Below are 22,635 nucleotides of genomic sequence, written 5' to 3' on the forward strand. Positions count from 1 at the left end.
TTCATAGATAAATAAAGATTCTTTTTTTATAGATTTGTGCAAACGATTTCCTATATGAGCGATTGTGCAGAGAGCTAGTTTATACATTAGGAGGGGGATATGATGAAGAAGTTTTTTTCAGTGTTTATGGTGATGATGCTTGTTATTGGTGTGTTAGCTGCTTGCGGACCGAAGCGCGATGCCGAGCAAGTAAAAGAAAAGAACAGCGGCACGGCAACAGAAAATGTCAAAAAACCGGAAAAATTAGTTGTTTGGGTGAACGATGAGGAAAAGCAAAAGCAAGCGTTAAGCGACATTTTTAAAAAGTATACAGAAAAAACAGGCATTAAAATTGAAATGGTCGCTGTTAGCATGTTAGACCAAGCAAAAAAATTAGCATTAGACGGTCCAGCTGGAAAAGGTCCTGACGTGTTTTATCAACCGCATGACCGCATCGGTGACATTGTTCTTCAAGGATTGGCAGATCCTGTTGATCTTGGTGATGCCAAAGGAGAATATAGTAAAACAGCCATTGATGCTGTGACGTACGATGGCGACATTTATGGCGCGCCATTGGTCGTTGAAACGTATGGACTTTTCTATAATAAAGATTTAGTTCCACAAGCTCCAAAAACGATGGATGAGCTTATGAACATTGCGAAAGAAAAAACGAACGCTTCCCAAGATAAATACGGCTTTTTAATGGAAGCAACAAACTTCTATTTCATTTATCCGTTCTTTGCTGGTTACGGTGGATACGTGTTTCATAACGAAGATGGAAAATATGATACAAATGATGTCGGTTTGGCGAATGATGGTGCAGTAAAAGGGGCTCAACTTGTACAATCTTGGTTTGAAAACGGTTATATCCCAAAAGAAATTACTGGCGATGTCATGAACGGATTATTTACGAAAGGAAATGTAGCAGCGGTAATTACTGGTCCTTGGAATATTGCCACATATCGCGATGCGTTAGGAGATAAATTAGCAACAGCACCACTACCTGTCTTGGAAAATGGTGAACATCCAAAATCATTTGTTGGTGTAAAATCATGGATGTTATCCGCTTATTCCAAAAATAAAGAATGGGCAACTGATTTTATGAAATTTATTACAAACGAAGAAAACTCGCTCCATTATTATGAAGTAGCTGGAGAAATGCCGGCAAACGAAAAAGCATTGACAAATGAAAAAATTACAAATGATCCATTAATCTCTGGCTTTGCGGAACAAATCCAGTACGGTGAACCAATGCCGAACGTTCCACAAATGTCTCAAGTATGGGATCCAATGGGCAATGCGTTACAATTCATCGCAAAAGGTGATGATCCAAAAGCAGTATTAACGGAAGCAGTAAAAACGATTCAAGATAAAATCGCAGCAAGCGGTGGGAAATGACGTAATAATTTGGTGGATAGAGCTCTCTATCCACCATTCTTATCACGTATAGGGGGGGATACAACATGCCTGAAAAAAGGGTGCGGCATAATCCGGTTGTTGCCGTTGTGTTATCGGTCCTTTTTGCTGGCTTAGGGCAATTATACAATCGGCGCTATGTCAAAGGGATTTTATTTATTATCATTGAAGCAGCTTTTTTGATGACGTTTTATAACTTTTTAAACATTGGATTATGGGGACTCATTACATTAGGGGAAATTCCGAAAGTCGACCATTCGATTTTCTTGTTAATTCAAGGTCTAGTTTCTGTCATTATCATCGCATTTGCGGCCGCTCTTTACTATTTTAATATTATGGACGCACGGAAAGATGCGCTTCGCCTTCAACGTGGAGAACCGTTTCCGTCGCTGATCGAATCTTGCAAAAACGCTTGGGATAAAGGATTCCCGTATATTTTCGTCACACCAGGGCTTGTGATGCTTGTTTTTATTGTCGTGTTGCCGCTGCTTTTTATGGTGTCGCTCGCTTTTACTGATTACAACTTATATAATTCACCACCGCGCAAGCTTTTGCATTGGGTCGGATTTACGAATTTTAAAAACTTGGTATCGATTCCAATTTGGCAAGATACATTTTTCAGCGTATTTTCTTGGACGATTGTGTGGACAATTGTCGCTACCACTTCGCAAATTGCGCTAGGATTATTTTTAGCCCTTTTAGTCAATGACCCGCGCATTAAATTTAAACGGTTCATTCGTACTGTATTAATTTTGCCGTGGGCGGTTCCAGCGTTCGTGACGATTCTCGTGTTTGCAGCGATGTTTAACGATAAATTCGGAGCGATTAACCGCGATATTTTAAGCGCATTTGGCGTGATGATTCCATGGATGAACGACCCGTTTTGGACAAAAGTCGCCTTAATTTTGATTCAAACATGGTTAGGCTTCCCGTTTGTATTTGCCTTATTTACTGGCGTGCTGCAAAGCATTTCCCGCGATTGGTACGAAGCGGCGGACATCGACGGAGCTTCTCGCTGGCAAAAGTTTCGCTCGATTACATTGCCGCATGTGCTCTATGCGACGGCTCCGCTATTGATTATGCAGTATGCCGGCAACTTTAATAACTTTAATATTATTTACTTATTTAACGACGGCGGCCCGGCGGTACGCGGACAAAATGCAGGGGGAACAGACATTTTGATTTCTTGGGTATACGACTTAACGTTTACAACGAATAACTATAATATGGCAGCTGCGATTTCGATTATTATCGGTTTAATCGTAAGTGGGTTTGCGATCTATCAATTCCGCCGCACACGTTCCTTTAAAGAGGAGGGGAACATCTGATGAGCCGAAAAACAAAATCGATCATCGAAGTGACACTCATTTATTTGTTTATTGCCTTTATGTTTGTTGTGATTGCCTATCCGCTCCTTTGGACGATTGGTATGTCGTTAAATCCGGGCACAAGCCTTTATTCAGCGACATTAATTCCGGAAAATGCGTCGCTTGAGCATTATAAATGGCTTTTTACTAGCCCGCAAAGCGATTATTTAACATGGTATAAAAATAGTTTACTTGTCGCAGCCGCAAACTCGATTTTATCAGTATTTTTTACTGCTTTAATTGCGTATGCGTTTTCTCGTTATCAATTTGCTGGTCGGAAGTATGGGTTATATGCGTTTTTAGTATTACAAATGTTCCCGTCCCTCATGGCGATGGTCGCGCTCTATATTTTATTAAATATGCTTGGGTTATTAGATTCATTGTGGGGGCTCATTCTTATTTATGTGGGGGGACAAATTCCGTTTAACGCATGGCTTGTGAAAGGGTATTTTGACACGATTCCAAGAGAACTGGATGAAGCGGCACGCATCGATGGGGCAGGACATTTAGGAGTTTTCTTTAAAATTATGCTTCCACTTGCGAAACCGATTTTAGCGGTTGTGGCGTTGTTCAATTTTATGGCACCGTTTACGGATTTCTTGCTGCCAAGCATTATTTTGCGCGATCCGGACAAATACACGCTTGCGTTAGGATTGTTTAACTTTATTAACGATAAATTTGCCAACAACTTTACGAGATTTGCCGCCGGTTCAATTTTAATTGCCGCACCGATTGCGGTGGTGTTCTTGTTCTTACAGCGTTATTTAATTTCCGGCTTAACAGCAGGTGGAACAAAAGGGTAATAACCGTTATGATAGAATTGGTATTACCCCTTTCCGATGAGTCAAACGATACTAGAGATAAAGGGGGGAAGCGGAAATGGGGAAACGAGCATTTGCTCTGTTTGTACTTCCGTTTCTTCTTTTTTATGCCCTACCTGTACAGGCAGCCGAAAAAGAAGAACGCCTTTGGCAAGATGAAGCGATTTATTTTTTGATGGTCGACAGATTTAACAATATGGATCCGACGAATGACAAAGATGTGAATGTCAACGATCCGAGAGCGTATCACGGCGGCGATTTAAAAGGGGTGATCGACAAGCTCGATTACATTAAAGACATGGGCTTTACCGCAATTTGGCTGACGCCGATTTTTCAAAACGAACCCGGCGGATATCACGGTTACTGGATTTCTGATTTTTACAAAGTCGATAAGCATTTCGGAACGCTGAGTGACTTAAAAACATTAGTCAAAGAAGCGCATAAACGCGATATGAAAGTCATCTTAGACCTTGTCGTCAATCATACCGGTTACCATCATCCATGGCTGAATGATCCGAAGAAAAAAGACTGGTTTCATGAGAAAAACGACATTTTTAACTGGGATGACCAACAACAAGTGGAAAACGGCTGGGTGTTCGGACTGCCTGATTTAGCGCAAGAAAATCCACAAGTAAAGCGCTATTTAATCGATATGGCCAAATGGTGGATTAAAGAAACGGACATTGACGGTTATCGCCTTGATACAGTCAAACACGTCCCGAAATCGTTTTGGCAAGAGTTTGCCAAAGAAGTGAAATCGGTGAAAAAAGACTTTTTCCTGCTTGGAGAAGTATGGAATGATGACCCGCGTTATATTGCCGACTATGGAAAATACGGCATCGACGGGTTTGTCGATTATCCGCTTTACAACGAAATCACGAAAGTGTTCAGCAAGCGCGATCAATCGTTGCGGCCGCTTTACGACGTATGGGAGTATGACAAAACATTTTACGATCGCCCGTATTTGCTTGGAACATTTTTAGACAATCATGATACGGTGCGTTTTACAAGACTTGCGATAGAAAATAAGCAAAATCCAATAACGAGAATTAAGCTCGGGTTAACGTATTTGTTCTCTGCACCGGGCATTCCGATTATGTATTATGGAACAGAAATTGCAATGGACGGCGGGAACGATCCGGATAATCGTCGCTTAATGAATTTCCGTACTGACAAGGAAATCATTGGTTATATTAAAAAATTAGGGGAACTGCGCCAACAGCTACCGTCGCTACGGCGCGGCGATTTTACATTGTTATATGAAAAAAACGGTATGGCTGTCTTTAAGCGGACGTATAAAGACGAAACAGCGGTCATTGCCATTAACAATACCGGAAAAACACGAAAGGTTCATTTGACAAACAATCAACTTGCCCCGGGAAAAGAACTACGCGGACTGCTGGCAGGAGATTTAGTCCGAAGCGATCGCGACGGATATGATCTCATTTTAAATCGCGAGACAGCGGAAATTTATGTGCTTGCGAAAAAGACGGGGCTCAATATTCCATTTATTGCAACGTTAATTGCCATTTATGTGCTATTTGGGTTGTTTTTATATTATGTAAAGAAAAGGTCAAAACAGACAACCTAGGAGGGAAAAAAATGCTCGAGGATACAAGCTTCGCCATTCAGCCGGAACAAGATGACAAAACGCAAGAAACGCACCGGATCGACATCGGGAATATGCATACATTTTCTCATACGGAACACGTATTTTCATTCCATTGCGACACAGGAATCGTCAAAATTCGATTTTACCGTGAAGATATTGTCCGTATCGCCTTCAACCCTTTTGGCGAAACAAGTTTGTCCACAAGTGTCGCTGTCGTAAAAGAGCCGGAAAAAGTAGATGTTTCCGCACATGAAACCGAGGAAGAGGTGACGTTAACATCGGCAAAACTGACGGTTGTTTTGCAAAAACAACCGTTTCGCGTCCGCATTTACGACAATCATGGACGACTGCTTGTTGCGGAAGGAAAAAAGGGGATGGCGTTTACCTATCAAGGAGAAGTATGCTGTTTTAAAATGATGGATGAAGCTGACCATTTTTACGGATTTGGTGAAAAAACAGGGTTCCTCGATAAGCGTGGCGAAACAATGACGATGTGGAATACGGATGTGTATGCGCCACACAATCCGGAAACGGACCCGTTATACCAATCCCATCCGTATTTTATGACGGTGCGAAATGGAAGTGCGCATGGCATTTTCTTTGACAATACGTACAAAACAACATTTGATTTTCAAACAGCGACCGATGAGTATTGTTTTTCCGCAGAAGGAGGGGCCATTGATTATTACGTTTTTGCTGGTCCAACGCCAAAGGACGTGTTAGAACAATATACGGATCTTACCGGCCGAATGCCGCTTCCGCCAAAATGGGCACTCGGGTATCATCAATCCCGCTATAGCTATGAAACCGAACAAGAAGTAAGAGAGATCGCACAAACGTTTATCGAAAAAGACATTCCGCTTGATGTCATTTATTTAGATATTCATTACATGAATGGCTATCGCGTGTTTACGTTTGACCGTAACCGTTTTCCGAATCCGAAGCAGCTCATTGCCGATTTAAAACAAAAAGGAATTCGTGTTGTTCCGATTGTCGACCCCGGAGTGAAAGAAGACCCAGAATACGTCATTTACCAAGAAGGCATTCGCCATGATTATTTTTGCAAATATATCGAAGGAAACGTTTATTTTGGAGAAGTCTGGCCGGGCAAGAGCGCGTTTCCGGATTTTACAAATAAAAAGGTGCGAAAATGGTGGGGAGAAAAGCACCAATTTTATACGGATTTAGGCATTGAAGGCATTTGGAACGACATGAACGAACCATCCGTTTTTAACGAAACGAAAACGATGGACGTCAAAGTGATACACGACAACGACGGCGATCCGAAAACGCATCGCGAGCTTCATAACGTGTATGGCTTTATGATGGGAGAAGCAACGTATAAAGGAATGAAAAAATTATTAAACGGAAAGCGCCCGTTCTTATTAACACGCGCTGGCTTTTCCGGCATTCAGCGCTATGCTGCGGTATGGACGGGGGATAATCGCAGCTTCTGGGAACACTTGCAAATGTCACTGCCGATGTGTATGAACTTAGGATTATCTGGAGTTGCGTTTTGCGGTCCGGATGTTGGCGGTTTTGCCCATAACACGAACGGAGAGCTGTTGACGCGATGGATGCAAGTAGGGGCGTTTACGCCATATTTTCGCAATCATTGCGCGATTGGGTTCCGCCGTCAAGAACCGTGGGCGTTTGGGGAAAAATATGAGCGCATCATAAAAAAATATATTCGATTGCGCTATCAGTGGCTTCCACATTTATATACATTGTTTGCGGAGGCACATGAAACAGGGGCACCTGTCATGAGACCATTGTTTTTCGAGTACCCGGATGATGAAAACACGTATAATCTGTATGACGAATTTCTCGTTGGTGCCAATGTATTAATTGCGCCGATCATGACGCCGAGCACGACCCGTCGCGTCGCTTATTTCCCGAAAGGAAACTGGGTGGATTATTGGACAGGCGAAGTGCTAGAAGGCGGCCAATACCATTTAATTTCTGCGGATTTAGAGACATTGCCAATTTTCATTAAACAAGGATCGGCTATTGCCTTAGGTGACGTTAAGCGTTCGACAGAAATGCCGGACGAACATCGGACTGTTCATATTTATAAGGCCAATGGTGGCAAAGCGACGTATGTACTGTATGATGATGACGGACAAACGTTCTCTTACGAAAAGGGAGATTATTTACGCATGTATATTGAGGTCGAATATGGCGAAAATTCCGTGCATATCGTAACGAAAAGCGAAGGAACGTATCAACCAAGTTGGAAGCTCTCTTTTGCAATTCATCACGCGACGGAACAGACGAAAGTCACGATCGATGGAAACGAACAAAATGCGATATTTGATCCTCATCAGCGTATCCTACTCATCCAAAGTGAATGAACATCGAATGGGGGAGTAAATGATGAACGTTACGATAAAAGATGTAGCGAAACGAGCAAACGTGGCTCCCTCCACTGTTTCACGAGTGATTGCGGACAGCCCACGAATTAGCGAAAAAACGAAACGAAAAGTGCGCGAGGCGATGAAGGAGCTTGGCTATCATCCAAACTTTATCGCGCGCAGCTTAGCGAATCAATCTTCACAAGTCATCGGATTAGTCATGCCAAGCTCCGCCGATCAAGCTTTGCAAAATCCGTTTTATCCCGAAGTTATTCGCGGAATTAGCAAGGCTGCGCATGAGAAAAAATACGCTTTGCAAATGTCGACAGGAGAGAAAGAAGAAGAAATTTATGAAGGTGTCATTGAAATGTTGCAAGGTCGGCGCGTGGACGGGGTTATTTTGCTCTATTCGCGCGTCAATGACAAACTCATGAAATACTTGCAACAAAATGGGTTTCCGTTTGTCGTCATCGGAAAACCGCATCAAAAAGCCGAACAAATTACCCATGTCGACAATGACAACTACCGCGCTGCCAAAGAAGCAACGCAACACTTAATTGAGCTTGGGCATGAGCGAATTGCCTTTGTCGGCGGAAATGTTAGCTATTTAGTGACAGTAGACCGGCTGCTTGGATATGAAGAGGCATTGAAAGAAGCAGGATTGCCTTACCGGAAAGACTATATTATGCATGAAGAGTTTCTAAAAGAAGGCGGTCAAGAGGCGATGAAAGAATTGCTTTCTCTCAACGAACCGCCTACCGCCCTTGTGGTTGCTGATGATTTAATGGCGCTTGGTGTATTAAATACGCTCGATGAAATGAACTTACGTGTTCCCGATGATGTTTCCATCGTCAGTTTTAATAATACGCTATTATCAGAAATCTCGCGCCCGCCGTTAACCTCGGTCGACATTCATATCTTCCAACTCGGCTACGAAGCAACGAAAAACTTAATCGAAAAAATCGCTAACCCGAACGAACCGATTAAGCGCATTATTATCCCGCATCGGCTTGTCAGACGGTTTTCGTGCGATTATTATCGGAAATAAAAAGCTGGCACAAACGGTCACCCTACACGTGATCGTTTAGAGTCAGCTTTTTCAAATTGAGAAGTTCATTTATCATGAATGGATAGTTGTATTTCTCTGATCGAAAATAGAGGAGTTTTATGCTGTTTCCTTAAAAGTTTTTTCTGGAGATGCTTCAAATGATTATAACGGCTTATTCCTCCTCATTTTTTTTCTACAGCATGTCCACCAAATTCGTTGCGTAAAGCGGCTACCACTTTGCCTGTAAATGTATCGGTTTCTAATGAACGATACCGCATCAATAAAGACATAGCGATGACAGGAGTAGCGGTTTGTAGATCTAAAGCCGTTTCGACTGTCCATTTTCCTTCACCGGAAGAATGCATAATCCCTTTGATTTCCTCTAATTTTGCATCTTTAGAAAAGGCGCGTTCTGTTAATTCCATGAGCCATGAACGAATAACAGAACCGTGATTCCACACTCTTGCCACTTTTTCGTAGTCATAATCGAATTCACTTTTCTCCAATATTTCGAATCCTTCACCAATGGCCGCCATCATCCCGTATTCAATCCCATTGTGGACCATTTTTAAGAAGTGGCCGCTACCTGCTTTTCCTGTATATAAATACCCATTTTCCACAGCGGTATCTCGGAAAAGAGGCTCGACAACGTTCCAAGCTTCAGAATCCCCTCCAACCATGTAACACGCTCCGTTACGAGCACCTTCCACTCCACCAGAGGTTCCGGCATCCATAAAGTGAATTCCAATCTCCTTTAGTTCGTTATAACGACGAATCGATTCCTTATAGTGAGAATTGCCGCCATCAATGACAATGTCTCCTTTGCTTAAAAATGGTGTAATTTCGCCAATTACCGAATCAACCACTGTGTGTGGAACCATGATCCAAATAATTCTTGGTTTTTCTAATGATAGAGCGAGTTCCTCTAAATTAGATACGCCTTTGGCTCCATATTTTTTTATTTCTTCAACCGCATTTGCATTTACATCGAACGCTACTACTTCGTGCTTATGGTCGATGAGATTTTTACCTAAGTTGAATCCCATTTTTCCTAAACCGATTAACCCGATTTTCATGTTAATGACCTCCTAAAAACGTCTTTAATCTTATAAGGTAAGGAAAATTTGTTGTTAAATGTGGCTTCTATTTCTTATATTGACAACCTATAGTCATGCTTAACTACCACCAATGAAATCCGGCCTCCTCCAATAATTGATGAGAAGCTTCTGGTCCCATCGAACCTGCAAGATATGAGTGAAGAGGAAGGAGATTCTCCTCAAATGCATCCAAAATGGGTTGAACCCACTTCCAAGATAGTTCAACTTCGTTCCAATGAGCAAAGAAAGTCGAATCACCGCATAAAGAGTCGAAAATCAAGAGCTCATAGGCTTCGGGTACATCTTTCTGATTAGTCGAAAAGTGCATATGGACGGGTTCAATCCTTCCATCGTTTAATACATTTTTATTATTTAATTGCAATGAAACTCCTTCGTTCGGATTGATTTGAATCACTAAAAGATTAGGAGCTGGTTCCTCATTTTTCGGTAAATACCATTCCTTTAATGGATTTTTGAATTCAATCACAATACGTGTGGACTTTTCCTTCATTCTTTTACCTGTGCGGATATAGAATGGTACCCCTCTCCAAACCTCATCATCAATCCACAAACGAGCCGCAACAAACGTATCCGTTGTTGAAGAAGCAGTTATTCCGGGTTCTTCTTTATATCCGACAACTGGTTTTCCATCGATTTCTCCAGGACCATATTGACCGCGAACAACGTGTAAACTTACTTCTTCTTTCTGTATTGGCCGAAGAGATTCCATGATTTTTCTTTTCTCATTCCGGATGTCTTTTGCGCTGATCCGTTTTGGAAGGTGCATAGCGGTCATCATCAACAATTGTAACATATGATTTTGAACCATATCGCGAATGGCCCCTGCCTGGTCATAATAACCTGCTCTTTCTTCAACTCCAACCGTTTCGCTAGCTGTAATTTGTACATTGGCTATATACTGATTGTTCCAGATGGCTTGAAATACAGAGTTGGCAAATTTTATAGCTTCCAAGTTCTGGACCATCGGCTTCCCAAGGTAATGATCTACTCGATAAATTTCGTCTTCTTCAAAAGCTTGACTTAACTTTTTATTTAAATCTTGCGCTGATTTTACATCGTGACCAAACGGTTTTTCGATAATCAGGCGTTTCCAACCTTTGGCGGATCCTAGTCCACTTTCCTTGATGTTTGCTGCAATCACATCAAAAAATTCCGGCGCAACAGATAAATAAAACATGCGGTTTTCAGGAATATTCAATTCTTTTTCACGTCGTTGAACCATTTCAAGCAATTTTTTATATCCTTGGGCATTCGTTACATCTAAAGAAGTATAACGAAACGCATGGAGAAACTCTTCCATTTTGGAACGGTCATTTGTCAAACGTCTAGAAAATGTTTTTAATGAATTTTCCACATATACTTGAAATTCAACATCGGATAATTCTCTTTTGCTCACCCCAATAACGGAAAACGAAGGAGGCATTTTTTGATCGAGAAATAAATGATATAATGCAGGAAAAATTTTTCTTTTGGCTAAATCACCTGTTGCCCCAAACAAGACAAAGGTCATCGGATTCACTTTCAATTCACCTCCATCTTTTTAAAACATTTTCAAAACAGAAAAACTCTCAATTTCTTCTCTTTTACTAAAAGGTTTTTAAATCTATTAGCTCTTGTCAGATTTTTCATTCTTTTCTACTGCTTAAAAATTAACATCTAGAGCATAAAACACTGCGGATATATATTCTTCTTTCTACGGAAATTTCATAAAGACTAATGCTTGCATATGGATTTTGTACAGCATTGGCTGCCTATCACGTAAAATAGTAAAACGATTCATGCTGTTCCCTCCCGTGCTTATGATTTGCTGTACAGACGCTAGTATAATCTGTATAATCTATCTTTAAAAGTACGCACTTTATTATCACGTAGTGATAAAAATATAATATAGTATAAAAAAGTATACTAATGGTTATAGTAGGTATGAAGATACGATGATGGAATATATTCAGAAAAAGACCTTTACTTATGAAAAGGAATGAACCGTGGCTGTTATAGGGGGAATAAAATGTTCAAATGTGTATAATATCTATTTGTAAGTACATGCATTATTATCATATAGTGGTAAAAAGTATACTATTTAGTTATAATAAGTTGATGGAGGTGGAATAAATGGGACATGTTTGTGGCAAGATATATAACTGTGAAAAAGAATTGACACTTGCTGTCATTGGTGGTAAGTGGAAAATGCTTATTTTATGGCATCTAGGAAAAGAAGGAACGAAGAGATTTGGTGAACTGAAGGCTCTCATGCCGGGGATTACCCAAAGAATGCTTGTGAACCAGTTGCGAGAACTCGAAGCAGACCTCATTGTTCAACGCAAAGTCTATCCCGTTGTTCCACCAAAAGTGGAATATTCGCTGACCGAGCATGGAAAAAGTCTGATCCCAATTCTCGATGCTATGTATGAATGGGGAAAAAATTATATGGAGAATGTCGTGAAAGACCAAGTAAAAATCAACGAGTCCATTAAGTAAACAACTCTCTTTTTTTTAGTGTTTGAAATTACCCCATCCATTATGTTTTGTTAAATCATGTAGAGATACGCACTCACTAAGATAACGATTGAGAAAAAAGTAACGAAAGTTCATTATAAGTTATAAAAAAACTAACGGGCAGTATCTTGATCAAAGATCCGCTGCCCTTTGTTTTTCCCCATATACGTTGGTGACTGTCCATATGTAGACTGTCAGAAACTCTTTTAGTGTCTCTAGGTCCTTACTATATATCCCGCCCCCATCATCATTTCCCTTTAACGTGGCTTCTACAGATTCGTCCTTTTTCGTTTATTCCCTGTAGTATACTTTTTTACACTATGTAACATGAAAGTGTGTACTTGTTAAAACTATTTATGTGCCTAATAATATCAGTATCATCGCCATCATAACATGAATGGGGTGAAATTTTTCTGGATTGATGACAAGAAAGGAGGAGACTGATGAAACTAAGAGTTTCAGCCGTTCAATATCATCTCCATACGATACAATCATTCGAAGAATTTGCTCAACAAGTGGAGCATTACATTAAAACAGCTCAAGAGTTTGATACAGATTTTGTTTTATTCCCAGAATTTTTTACTACTCAGCTCATGTCCATTGGCAATGAACAAGGACAACCTTTAACGATTCAAGATCTCCCTGATTTTACAGAACAGTATCGGGATTTATTTATCAATTTGGCTAAGAAAACAAAGATGCATATTATTGGTGGAACTCATGTCATCCGCAAAGGCGACAAATTATACAACGTTGCTCATTTATTCTATCCAGATGGAAGAGTCGCCGAACAGGCAAAACTCCATATTACACCTACGGAAGTAAAAGAATGGAACATGTCACCTGGCGATGATCTTCAAGTGTTCGAAACTGAAAAAGGAACTATTGCGATGTTGACATGCTATGACATTGAGTTTCCTGAAATTGTTCGCATAGCTAAAGCGAAAGGCGCTGATGTCATTTTCTGTCCTTCTTGCACCGATGATCGTCATGGATTCCATCGTGTTCGTTACACAAGCCATGCAAGAGCCATTGAAAATCAAGTCTATGTCGTCACGACTGGTACAGTAGGTTCCCTTCCGACAGTTGACTTTATGCGGGCGAACTTTGGGCAAGCGGCGGTGATTACGCCAAACGATATCCCATTTCCTCCACGCGGCATCTTGGTAGAAGGGGAAATCAACCATGATATGATTGTCACCGCTGATCTTGATTTAGAACTGTTATATCAAGTTCGAGAAAGCGGTTCCGTCACCACGTGGCGTGATCGACGCACAGATCTTTATCCGGATTGGAAATAAGGTGAGGCTAACTGCTCTATGAGGAGGGAGAAGAATGTATAGAAAGGAGTTTTATGTCTTTGACCAGGACCGGCCTGTACCAGCGGTAATCCGAAATTATGAAGAAAAGGACTTTCCCGGCTTAATCCGCATTCAACAGGAAAGTTTTCCCCCGCCATTCCCGTCTGAATTATGGTGGAACACGGAACAGCTGAAAAACCATGTTACGCTATTTCCAGAGGGCGCCTTATGTGTTGAGGTGGATGGTGAAATCGCAGGATCGATGACAGGATTGATTGTTGACTTTGACCCCAACCATCCGGAACATACATGGGAAGAGGTCACGGATAATGGATATATTCGCAATCATAATCAAAATGGAAATACGCTCTATGTAGTCGATATTGGCGTGCGCCCTGCTTATCGCAAATTAGGATTAGGAAAATGGCTGATGTTATCCATGTATGAAGTCGTCATTCAATTGGGATTAGAACGGCTGTTAGGCGGAGGAAGAATGCCTGGATATCATAAAAAAGCTGATGAGATGACAGCGGAGCAATACCTCGAAGCTGTTGTAAAAGGGGAATTGAAGGATCCTGTGATTACCTTCCTGCTTCGTTGCGGCCGTACCCCTGTGAAAGTGATAGCTAACTATTTAGAGGATGAAGAATCTTGTAATTATGCAGCACTGATGGAATGGAGAAATCCTTTTTATACATCAAAATCTTGACAAGGAGAATGATGAAGGTGGAATATCGGAGAATTACGAGTATTGAAGACCCTTTGTTTAAAAAAATGCATCAGTTGATGCAAAACGTATTTCCTCCCGAAGAAGTATTAGCATTCGAGCTTTGGAAAGAGCCTTTGGAAGATCCGGGAATTCGCGTGTGCGTTGCGGTTCATGAAGGGGAGGTAGTAGGTGCGACCGAGTACCGCTATTATGAAGATTTAAATGTCGCGATGACAGATTTCACGATCATCGGCCAAGCAGGACTAGGGATTGGTCGATTTTTAGCCCAAAAGAGGTTGGAGGATTTAAACAACTGGGCTTCAGCAAATGGAAAGCAGTTATATGGCATGTTTGCTGAAATTTATGATCCTTATCGGGTAGAGCATTATGAATTTGGCGGAGTTAAGCCGATGGACCCATATGTTCGTCGTGAGGTATTGTCTCATCTTGGTTATAAGCGGCTTGACTTCCCTTATGTCCATCCATCTTGGAACAACGATGGAGAAGCGGTAACCGGGCTTGATCTTTGTTTCCTTCCGATGGACGATAGCGTGAATGAACTTCCGGCGGAGCTTGTGGTGAAGTTTTTGAAACGTTATTATTCTGTCTTATCGAACAAACCGAAGTCTTGGTATGAAATGATTGAAAATCTCGAAGCTAAGAATACGGTATTGCTTTTAAATATTTAATTGTACTAGCGTTGCCTTTTATTTAAGCCAAAAAACTAAAAAATCCTTTATCCATTTCAAGCAGTGACAGTACACTTTGCCAATAAAAAGTGATGTGTGAAATTCTTTTATCATAATAGTGGAGGAGGTTATTCAATATGAGCAAAAAAGTATTAATTGTTACTGGAGATGCAGTGGAAGCGTTAGAGATTTATTATCCGTATTATCGTTTGTTAGAGGAAGGTTTTGATGTTACAATCGCTGCACCAAAGAAAAAGAAACTGCATACAGTTGTTCACGATTTCGCTGATTGGGATACTTTTGTAGAAAAACCAGGCTATCTCATTGATGCGCACGCATCATTTGCAGAAATCGATCCAACACAGTACGATGCGCTCATTATTCCGGGAGGACGTGCACCAGAATATATCCGTCTTGATGAAAACTTGCCAAAAATCGTACGTCACTTCTTTGAAGCTAACAAACCAGTAGCGGCGATTTGCCATGCTTCGCTTGTATTGGAAACTCTTCCTGATGTTATGAAAGGACGCAGCATGACCGCATACATTGCCTGCAAGCCGGGTGTAGAAGCAATTGGTGCAAACTATGTATCTAAGCCAACTCATGTTGACAACAATTTCGTATCTGCTCATGCATGGCCAGATTTACCAGCGTTTATGCGCGAATTTATTAAGTTATTAACCAAGTAAAATGATTTATTGAGGCGTTCTCCTATAGGGAACGCCTTTTCTATGATTCAAATAATATGGTGCATTGCCTGTTTTTTCTTTCATAAATTGTGCTGCATCCTTTTTTAGAAAATTTACAACAAGATTAGCAGCAAGCTCTTTAGTTCTCTAAATTAATAGCGACAACGAACGTGAAGACCTGTCGCTTTCGCATACCGAACGGCAACATGCCCAAAACCTAAAATATTCATGAGTAGTTTTTACTTCTAGAATTGATTGAAAAACCACCATACCTTATTGGTGGTGTATTCTCACTAAAAAGAAAAGAAACCCATACTGAAGTGCCCCCTGTCAAGTAGACAGGAATAAAAAAACACATGTAAGCAGCCTGAGTTCTACATGCATAAGGACTCAGGTTGTTTCATTTCTTTTGGAACCGTTGGTGGTTATAAAAACGAATATATTGGTGTACGGCATCCTTCACCTCTTCAGCCGTGCGGAAAGAGTGCAGATGAAAACACTCTGTCTTAAAATGGCTGAAGAAGTTTTCCATGCGGGAATTGTCCAAACCGTTTCCTTTTCTGGACATACCGGCCTTAAGTAAGTTGCTGTATTGGCGGGATGTATATTGGAGCCCCTGATCGCTATGGAGGAGGATTCCGTTTACATTCCGTTTTTTACGGCCTTTTTGAGCGTGCTCATGGCCAGTTTGATATATTTTCTTTCACTAATGTGGTAGGCGACGATTTCGTTGTTGTACAAGTCCTTATAGCGGATAAATACAGTTGTTGGCCATTAAAGATTAAATACGTAATGTCTGTTACCCATTTCTCGTTCGGTTTTGATGCATGGAACTCTCGGTTTAGATGATTGGCGAAAATCACATATGGCTCTTTCTTCTCGTAATACGGCCGTTTTTTTCGAATCACCGCCCGAATTCCCATCTCCCTCATCATCCTTTGTACTCGGTGGTGGTTGATTTGATTTTGCGCAGGTACCACCTGTACGTAACTCGCATTACTGTATGGGAATGAGAGGGTCAGAAAAAATCCTTCCTGCTTGATCTCTTTCTCATCTTGATATGTAAAACGGCAAAAATCGGCCTGTGCCTCCCCGGTGAATGTTCTAACGGAAGATACTCCTCACTCTCTTGATATATGTCTCGCTTCTGTTGACCAACATAATGTTGCACGGCTCTCAAGGATACTGGCGGCATCTTTTGGTCTTCCTCTAACCATTCATCAATCTTGGACTTTTTTGGCTTCCTTGGAGTCGGAAGAGGATTGGGATCTTCTTTATGGGCATATTTTTTGATGGTTTGAAAGCTATGTCCCGTCTCTTTTGCGATGGCTCGTAGAGACATCCCTTTATATTCGTACAAATATTTGATATGATGTTGTTGAATTATTGTAAGCATCCTTTCGTCTCCTTCTAACAGTTTTTCGTGTCCAATTAGAAGATGTGAGGCTGGGATGCTGACAATGATTTTTTTATTGCGAAAACTGCTAAACTTTTATCTTGCATCATGCGCTACTTTTATTTTGCACTAAACAACAACACAATGTATTTTATGTTGTATTAGTAAAATTAGTAAAAGAAAAACACTACTCTAGTTCTTTGAGCAGTGTCTGATAAAGTTACTGGTTTGAAGAAATTTACCGTACTATTGTGTCATTTTCTTATTAATAACGTTATTTGTTTCACTAATGAGTACCAGCAGTAGAAAACTTAGTATTACGAACAAAATTCCTAGTGCTCCAAAGACGATTTCAGAGTTTATTTTAGCTAACAATAAACCAGATACGACAGGTCCTATAGCCATGCCAATGTATCTGATAAAATTAAATACTCCCATAGCACTCCCCCTATTATGCTCAAATTCATTCGTAATCATAGTAGCATAGAGAGGGGTTATGCCCCCAATAGATATTCCATAAATACACAAAACTATAGACATACCAATTAAAGAAACTGAGCTGGTTAATGCAAATGAAATAATACTAAAACCTGCGATTAAATTATAGAATGTAAAAAGATTCTTAAGCGCGATGACTTTTTGGATATATTTAAAGATTATGCTTCCTGCTATTAAACTCACAGTCATAGGTAAGTAAAGCAATCCTACTATTTTTAAGCTTAGATGATAATGATCTGTTAATAAAATAGGCAAATATACAATAAGAGAAAAGTAAACGAAAAAGTTCAAAAAACTTAAGATTAGAATAGAGTTTCCTAACTTATTTTTAAAAATAATTTGATAATGACTCCATACATTGCTTGTGCTTATACTATTTTTCTGAGGTTCTTTATTTTTTGGAAAATAAATGACATTAGCCATAAGCAAAATGATCGATATTCCTACGAGGAGCCAAAAAACCCCATGATAACTATACTGGTCGCCTATCCATCCTCCAAGTACTGGTGCAATAGCAGGAGCAATTGATAATAGTGTTTGATAAGTACCCATAGCACTTCCTCGATCGCTTCCTTGAAATAGGCGACCAATTGTTGTTGCTGCGATAAGTGGAATTGCAGCAGTTCCTACTGCTTGTAGAGACCGAAATATAAGAAATAAGGTAAAATTGTTTGTGATAGCACAAATAATGCTAGCAATCACCGTTAATATTATGCTGGGAATCAGTACGAACCTAGCACCTTTAAAATCAATTAGTGATCCAAGAGCAATTTGCATGATAGCTGTAATGAATATAAATATCGAGACCGACAGATTAACCATAGTTAAAGAAACATGAAAAGAATCTTTAATTAAAGGAATGAGTGGTGAGTAAATATTTTGATTTAAAGATGCAAAGAATGCACTTATGCAAACTAAATATAAAATGAAAGTAGAACTTGATCTAACACGTCCCCACATGAAATCCTCCTCCTTTTTATTATATTTTGTTATAGATGTGTAGCTGAATTCGTCTCCTTCTGTTCTTCCATCAGCCTAATAGTCAGGCTTTCAAGGAATTTTAAAATAACTTTCTGTTCCTCATCTGTAAAAGTATCTATAAAATGATGAAATTGTTCTTTTTTCATTTCATGCAACTTCTCATGTAATTCAAAGACTTGTTTCCCCTTTGGAGTTAGGCGAAAATATATTTCTTTTTTATTTCCGGTTAATTGGCAACGCTTAATTAGACCCTCTTTTAATAATTTCGTGCTAATTTTAGTTATATTCGCTTTCGATAAATTCATTTTTTTCGCAATTGTAGTGTTATTGATAGGTTCATTGTGACCAATGCATTCAATAACATGGATGCTCGTCATATTCTTAGGAAGAAGTTTTAATTTATCTTCTTCATCTGTAATGTGTTGAAGAAATATTTGAGAAACAGAGTCTGCCTTTTGTTCGTTAAGGTGTAGCAATTTTAAATACATTTCATATATTAACTCTTTCGTTATTTGAGACATCAATCTTCATTTCCTTTCTTAAAGCGTTATTGTAACTCAATAACCAAAATTGTTTCCTAGTGAATAAAAATATTCTAACTTCTAAATTCTGGATTGTCAATTCTTATTCGCCTTTAAATCTCATAAAATTTCGTATTGGAAAAAAATGTTGACAACAAATAACATTGAATATAAAATTATTTTTGTTTACTAGTAAACATTATATTCAAAATATTCAAAATCGATTTTGAAAATAGGTACGTTGCATTCTCTAGTTGTAAAGAAATGAATCTTTCATTTAAAGATCGCTGAATCACGTGTAAAACAAAAACCTAATTCATCTTAAGGAGGAAAAACAAAAATGGCAGAGCTCGTTACCACGAGAGAATATACACAATTTGTAACTCAACCTTTATCTCAGAATTGTGATGATATATTCAAACGCCGTCACCACATATTAATCGGAATCAGTCCGTTCAACAGTCGATTTTCAGATGATTATATTTATCGACTTATTGGATGGGCAATAAGAGAATTTGATGATGTGGCGGTGCTTCTAGCTGGAAAAGAAGCTGCCAACCTACTGGAAGCACTAGGCACACCGAGAGTCAAAGCTGAACGTAAAGTTAGGAAAGAAGTTTCTCGCAATCGACGATCTGCGGAAAAAGCACTGAAGGCACATGGTGGCGACCCTAAAGCCATTTATACTTTTTCGGATTTTAATGATCATCCTGCGTATTGTAATATGCGTCAAGAAGTAAAGAATGCCTTTTTAAATGAAGAAAATTTTCGTAATGCTTGCCTGGAGATGTCTCATGCAGCAATTCTAGGTCGTGCACGTGGTACAAATACAACACTGCACACGGTTAGTGATGAAATGTTAAAAATTGCTGTTGAATATGTTATAGCTGAACTGCCATTCTTCATTGGAGCTTCTGAAATATTAGGTGTGCAAGAAACACTTCTTGCGTACCACAAACCATGGAAACTCGGTGAACGGATATGCTTAGGAGAATTTTCAATAAGAATGCGATCAAACCAAGGCTATCTCTTGGTTCATGAAACTGAAAATTTAATCTAAATTTGCTATTGACACATAAAAGATCTTTAGGAGGAATTGAAATGAGTTTGTTAAAAAAATTTAGTGTTTTGTCTGAAGAGTTCCATAAAGATCCATATAAATACTTCTCAGATCTTCGCCAATATGATCCAATACATTATGAAGAATCAATTGATAGTTACTTTATTAGCCGATATGAGGACGTGCGTTATGTACTACAAAATCCAGATATCTTCACAACAAAATCCCTTGCAAAACGTGCTGAACCAGTAATGCGTGGACCGGTTCTTGCTCAAATGCATGGTAAAGAGCATACGGCGAAAAGAAAAATCGTTGTGAAAAGCTTTGTTGGAGATGCACTTAAACGCTTAATACCACTGATTAAACAGAATGCTGAAGGGTTATTATCACCGTACCTAAGTAAAGGGCGCATAGATTTAGTTAATGAATTCGGGAAAACTTTCGCTGTGTATGTCACAATGGACATGCTAGGTTTAGACAAAAAGGATCATCAACTTATTGCTAACTGGCATAGTGGCGTCGCGGATTTTATAACAAGTATGCAGCAAACGCCAGAAGCACGAGCTCATTCACTTTGGTGCAGTGAACAACTTGCTCAATATCTCGCACCAGTTATAGAAGAGCGCAGGGAGAATCCTGGTTCTGATTTGATCTCTATCCTATGTACGTCTGAATACGAAGGCGTGGCGATGTCGAACACCAATATATTAGCGTTAATTCTCAATATATTATTGGCAGCTACAGAACCAGCAGATAAGACATTAGCTCTATTAATCTATCACTTACTTAATAATCCTTCGCAAATGAGGGATGTGCTTGAAGATCGTTCTCTATTGCCTAATGCTATTGCTGAGACATTACGTTTCACGCCACCAGTCCAACTCATTCCAAGGCAACTTTCTCAAGGCGCTACTATTGGTGGCATTACGCTACCAGAAGGTTCGACTGTGTTTTGTATGATTGGGGCTGCAAATCGTGATCCAGCTGCATTTGAACGTCCGGATGTTTTTGATATTCATCGTGCTGATCTTCATGTAAAAAGTGCATTTACAGGTACTGCTCGTCATCTTGCTTTTGGATCAGGTCTCCATAACTGTGTGGGCGCAGCATTTGCAGGAGCAGAAATTGAAGTTGTTGCCAATATTGTTCTAGATAGATTACAAAACATGAAATTAGAAGACGATTTTCAATATACTGAAACAGGCCTTTATACACGTGGACCTGTGTCCCTCCCAATATTATTCGACCCAGTCAACTAAAAGATTTATCACAGTTTTTTGTAGAAAATGTTCTTTAACTTCTTTAAACCTTTGTCTATATCTACATAGACAAAGGGTTTATTTTTTAAGAAGAAACAATTTTTCAGAAATCACTCTATTATATTAGTTTGGACCATTCATTTAGAAATTTAATCACAATTTCTAACTCAGAATCTGAAAATTGTTTAAATAATTGAATATATCGGTTCTTTACGATCTCATGCATCTGGTCATGAATAGCAGCTAACCGCTTTCCTTCTTCTGTTAAAGTATAATAAATCTCTCTATTATTGTTTTCATTCTTATGAGATGAAAGTATGTTGTGCTTCATAAGGACACTAATTGCTTTTGAAACTGCTGCTTTTGAAATATTTAGCTTATTAGCAAGAAAAGTATTGTTTACTGGATTATTATTAGAATTAATTAATGAGACAATGTGAAGTTGAGTAATAGTCCAATTCTTTTTCAAGTCTTTAAGATCATAAGCTATTTTGTCTACCATAGATTGTCGAGTTTGAATTTTCCGCTCTCTTTTTATGACAAAATCTTGAACTGCTTGAAATGCCTGTTCATGTATAGTGTTTGTCATAGCGAAACCTCCTTATTGTTAACCAGTTAACTATATAACAGTTTACTGGTTAACTATTGAAATGTCAAGGGATTAGAAAATAAAAACTCCATCATTTGAAGCGACCCAGTCAAGTAGACAGGAATAAAAAAACACATGTAAGCAGCCTGAGTTCTATATGCATAAGGACTCAGGTTGTTTCATTTCTTTTGGAACCGTTCGTGGTTTTAAAAACGAATATATTGGTGTACGGCATCCTTCACCTCTTCGACTGTGCGGAAAGAGTACAGATAAAAACACTCTGTCTTAAAATGGCTGAAGAAGTTTTCCATGCAGGTATTGTCTAAGCAGTTTCCTTTTCTGGACATACTGGCCTTTATATTGTATCTTTTGAGTAGGTTATTGTATGGACGGGATGTATACTGGAACCACTGATCGCTAGAGGGAGGAGGAGTCCATTTACATTCCGTTTTTTTATGGCCTTTTTTAGCGGATCAATCACCAGTTTGATGTCATTTCTTTGACTAATGTGGTAAGCCGCGATTTCGTTATTGTATAGGTCCTTTATGGCGGACAAATAGAGCTTTTGCCCATTAAAAATGAAATAGGTAATATCTGTTACCCACTTCTCGTTTGGCTTTGACGCGTAGAAATCTTTGTTTAGATGATTGTCCGAAATCACATAAGGCTCTTTCTTTCCGTAATAAGGCCGTTTCTTCCGAATCACAGCCCGAATTCCCATCTCTCTCATCA

Annotated in this window: 23 protein-coding genes; 13 read left to right on the forward strand and 10 right to left on the reverse strand. The window is 39.5% G+C overall.

What is annotated here, in order from left to right; all coding sequences use genetic code 11:
- Positions 1 to 102 precede the first annotated feature (102 nt).
- From ISX45_RS01200 to ISX45_RS01225, 6 genes are all read left to right on the forward strand, one after another.
- Entirely contained in the window at positions 103 to 1,377 is a 1,275-nt protein-coding gene (locus tag ISX45_RS01200; protein ID WP_181555726.1) for a sugar ABC transporter substrate-binding protein, read from the forward strand.
- Positions 1,378 to 1,442: 65 nt separating this feature from the next.
- Entirely contained in the window at positions 1,443 to 2,723 is a 1,281-nt protein-coding gene (locus ISX45_RS01205) for a carbohydrate ABC transporter permease (RefSeq protein ID WP_194519792.1), read from the forward strand.
- Positions 2,723 to 3,565, forward strand: coding sequence for a sugar ABC transporter permease (locus ISX45_RS01210; protein ID WP_181555728.1), 843 nt, complete (start codon positions 2,723 to 2,725; stop codon positions 3,563 to 3,565). The genes ISX45_RS01205 and ISX45_RS01210 overlap by 1 nt, the downstream gene beginning before the upstream one ends.
- 76 nt (positions 3,566 to 3,641) lie before the next feature.
- Positions 3,642 to 5,174, forward strand: coding sequence for an alpha-amylase family glycosyl hydrolase (locus ISX45_RS01215; RefSeq protein WP_194519793.1), 1,533 nt, complete (start codon positions 3,642 to 3,644; stop codon positions 5,172 to 5,174).
- An 11-nt stretch (positions 5,175 to 5,185) separates the two neighbouring features.
- Positions 5,186 to 7,549: a glycoside hydrolase family 31 protein gene (locus tag ISX45_RS01220; protein WP_194519794.1), complete on the forward strand. Its 2,364-nt coding sequence runs from the start codon at positions 5,186 to 5,188 to the stop codon at positions 7,547 to 7,549.
- 22 nt (positions 7,550 to 7,571) lie between these two features.
- Positions 7,572 to 8,597 (forward strand): LacI family DNA-binding transcriptional regulator, encoded by a 1,026-nt coding sequence (locus ISX45_RS01225; protein ID WP_181555731.1) that lies wholly within the window; start codon positions 7,572 to 7,574, stop codon positions 8,595 to 8,597.
- Between the two features lie 182 nt (positions 8,598 to 8,779).
- On the opposite strand, the gene gnd is transcribed toward ISX45_RS01225, so the two are convergent.
- Positions 8,780 to 9,673, reverse strand: a complete 894-nt coding sequence (gene gnd, locus ISX45_RS01230) for a phosphogluconate dehydrogenase (NAD(+)-dependent, decarboxylating) (protein WP_194519795.1) — start codon at positions 9,671 to 9,673, stop codon at positions 8,780 to 8,782.
- Between the two features lie 103 nt (positions 9,674 to 9,776).
- Positions 9,777 to 11,234: a glucose-6-phosphate dehydrogenase gene (gene zwf, locus ISX45_RS01235; RefSeq protein WP_194519796.1), complete on the reverse strand. Its 1,458-nt coding sequence runs from the start codon at positions 11,232 to 11,234 to the stop codon at positions 9,777 to 9,779.
- A gap of 593 nt (positions 11,235 to 11,827) precedes the next feature.
- On the opposite strand from zwf, the gene ISX45_RS01240 reads away from it, so the two are divergent.
- From ISX45_RS01240 to ISX45_RS01260, 5 genes are all read left to right on the forward strand, one after another.
- The gene (locus ISX45_RS01240; RefSeq protein ID WP_181555734.1) at positions 11,828 to 12,193 is read left to right on the forward strand and encodes a transcriptional activator HxlR; all 366 of its coding nucleotides are present in this window, start codon (positions 11,828 to 11,830) and stop codon (positions 12,191 to 12,193) included.
- A 461-nt stretch (positions 12,194 to 12,654) separates the two neighbouring features.
- On the forward strand, positions 12,655 to 13,512 hold the full coding sequence (locus ISX45_RS01245) for a carbon-nitrogen hydrolase family protein (protein WP_181555735.1): 858 nt from the start codon (positions 12,655 to 12,657) through the stop codon (positions 13,510 to 13,512).
- Positions 13,513 to 13,546: 34 nt separating this feature from the next.
- On the forward strand, positions 13,547 to 14,221 hold the full coding sequence (locus tag ISX45_RS01250; RefSeq protein ID WP_194519797.1) for a GNAT family N-acetyltransferase: 675 nt from the start codon (positions 13,547 to 13,549) through the stop codon (positions 14,219 to 14,221).
- A 17-nt stretch (positions 14,222 to 14,238) separates the two neighbouring features.
- Positions 14,239 to 14,910: a GNAT family N-acetyltransferase gene (locus ISX45_RS01255; protein WP_181555737.1), complete on the forward strand. Its 672-nt coding sequence runs from the start codon at positions 14,239 to 14,241 to the stop codon at positions 14,908 to 14,910.
- Between the two features lie 137 nt (positions 14,911 to 15,047).
- Positions 15,048 to 15,599, forward strand: coding sequence for a DJ-1/PfpI family protein (locus ISX45_RS01260; RefSeq protein ID WP_194519798.1), 552 nt, complete (start codon positions 15,048 to 15,050; stop codon positions 15,597 to 15,599).
- A 400-nt stretch (positions 15,600 to 15,999) separates the two neighbouring features.
- On the opposite strand, the gene ISX45_RS20155 is transcribed toward ISX45_RS01260, so the two are convergent.
- From ISX45_RS20155 to ISX45_RS01285, 5 genes are all read right to left on the reverse strand, one after another.
- Positions 16,000 to 16,167 (reverse strand): IS3 family transposase, encoded by a 168-nt coding sequence (locus tag ISX45_RS20155; protein WP_407649688.1) that lies wholly within the window; start codon positions 16,165 to 16,167, stop codon positions 16,000 to 16,002.
- Positions 16,168 to 16,276: 109 nt separating this feature from the next.
- Positions 16,277 to 16,534: a hypothetical protein gene (locus tag ISX45_RS01270; protein ID WP_194519800.1), complete on the reverse strand. Its 258-nt coding sequence runs from the start codon at positions 16,532 to 16,534 to the stop codon at positions 16,277 to 16,279.
- Between the two features lie 83 nt (positions 16,535 to 16,617).
- The gene (locus ISX45_RS01275) at positions 16,618 to 16,995 is read right to left on the reverse strand and encodes a hypothetical protein (RefSeq protein WP_194519801.1); all 378 of its coding nucleotides are present in this window, start codon (positions 16,993 to 16,995) and stop codon (positions 16,618 to 16,620) included.
- 246 nt (positions 16,996 to 17,241) lie between these two features.
- A complete protein-coding gene (locus tag ISX45_RS01280) occupies positions 17,242 to 18,453 on the reverse strand; it encodes an MFS transporter (protein ID WP_194519802.1) in 1,212 nt (403 codons plus the stop codon).
- A 29-nt stretch (positions 18,454 to 18,482) separates the two neighbouring features.
- Positions 18,483 to 18,995, reverse strand: a complete 513-nt coding sequence (locus ISX45_RS01285; protein WP_194519803.1) for a MarR family transcriptional regulator — start codon at positions 18,993 to 18,995, stop codon at positions 18,483 to 18,485.
- 340 nt (positions 18,996 to 19,335) lie between these two features.
- Here ISX45_RS01285 and ISX45_RS01290 point away from each other — a divergent pair, with 340 nt between their 5' ends.
- Positions 19,336 to 20,055: a tRNA-dependent cyclodipeptide synthase gene (locus tag ISX45_RS01290; protein WP_194519804.1), complete on the forward strand. Its 720-nt coding sequence runs from the start codon at positions 19,336 to 19,338 to the stop codon at positions 20,053 to 20,055.
- Between the two features lie 41 nt (positions 20,056 to 20,096).
- Entirely contained in the window at positions 20,097 to 21,314 is a 1,218-nt protein-coding gene (locus ISX45_RS01295) for a pulcherriminic acid synthase (protein ID WP_194519805.1), read from the forward strand.
- A 118-nt stretch (positions 21,315 to 21,432) separates the two neighbouring features.
- On the opposite strand, the gene ISX45_RS01300 is transcribed toward ISX45_RS01295, so the two are convergent.
- The 3 genes from ISX45_RS01300 to ISX45_RS20165 all read right to left on the reverse strand — a co-directional run bounded on the left by ISX45_RS01300 (position 21,433) and on the right by ISX45_RS20165 (position 22,633).
- A complete protein-coding gene (locus tag ISX45_RS01300; protein ID WP_194519806.1) occupies positions 21,433 to 21,903 on the reverse strand; it encodes a MarR family transcriptional regulator in 471 nt (156 codons plus the stop codon).
- A gap of 206 nt (positions 21,904 to 22,109) precedes the next feature.
- Positions 22,110 to 22,262 carry an IS3 family transposase gene (locus ISX45_RS20160; protein ID WP_407649739.1) on the reverse strand — a complete coding sequence of 51 codons (153 nt, stop codon included), beginning with the start codon at positions 22,260 to 22,262 and terminating at the stop codon, positions 22,110 to 22,112.
- Positions 22,259 to 22,633 carry a DDE-type integrase/transposase/recombinase gene (locus ISX45_RS20165; protein ID WP_194519807.1) on the reverse strand — a complete coding sequence of 125 codons (375 nt, stop codon included), beginning with the start codon at positions 22,631 to 22,633 and terminating at the stop codon, positions 22,259 to 22,261. Before ISX45_RS20165 ends, ISX45_RS20160 begins: the two co-directional genes overlap by 4 nt.
- Positions 22,634 to 22,635 lie beyond the last annotated feature (2 nt).

Source organism: Thermaerobacillus caldiproteolyticus (assembly GCF_015326725.1).
Lineage (GTDB): Bacteria > Bacillota > Bacilli > Bacillales > Anoxybacillaceae > Thermaerobacillus > Thermaerobacillus caldiproteolyticus.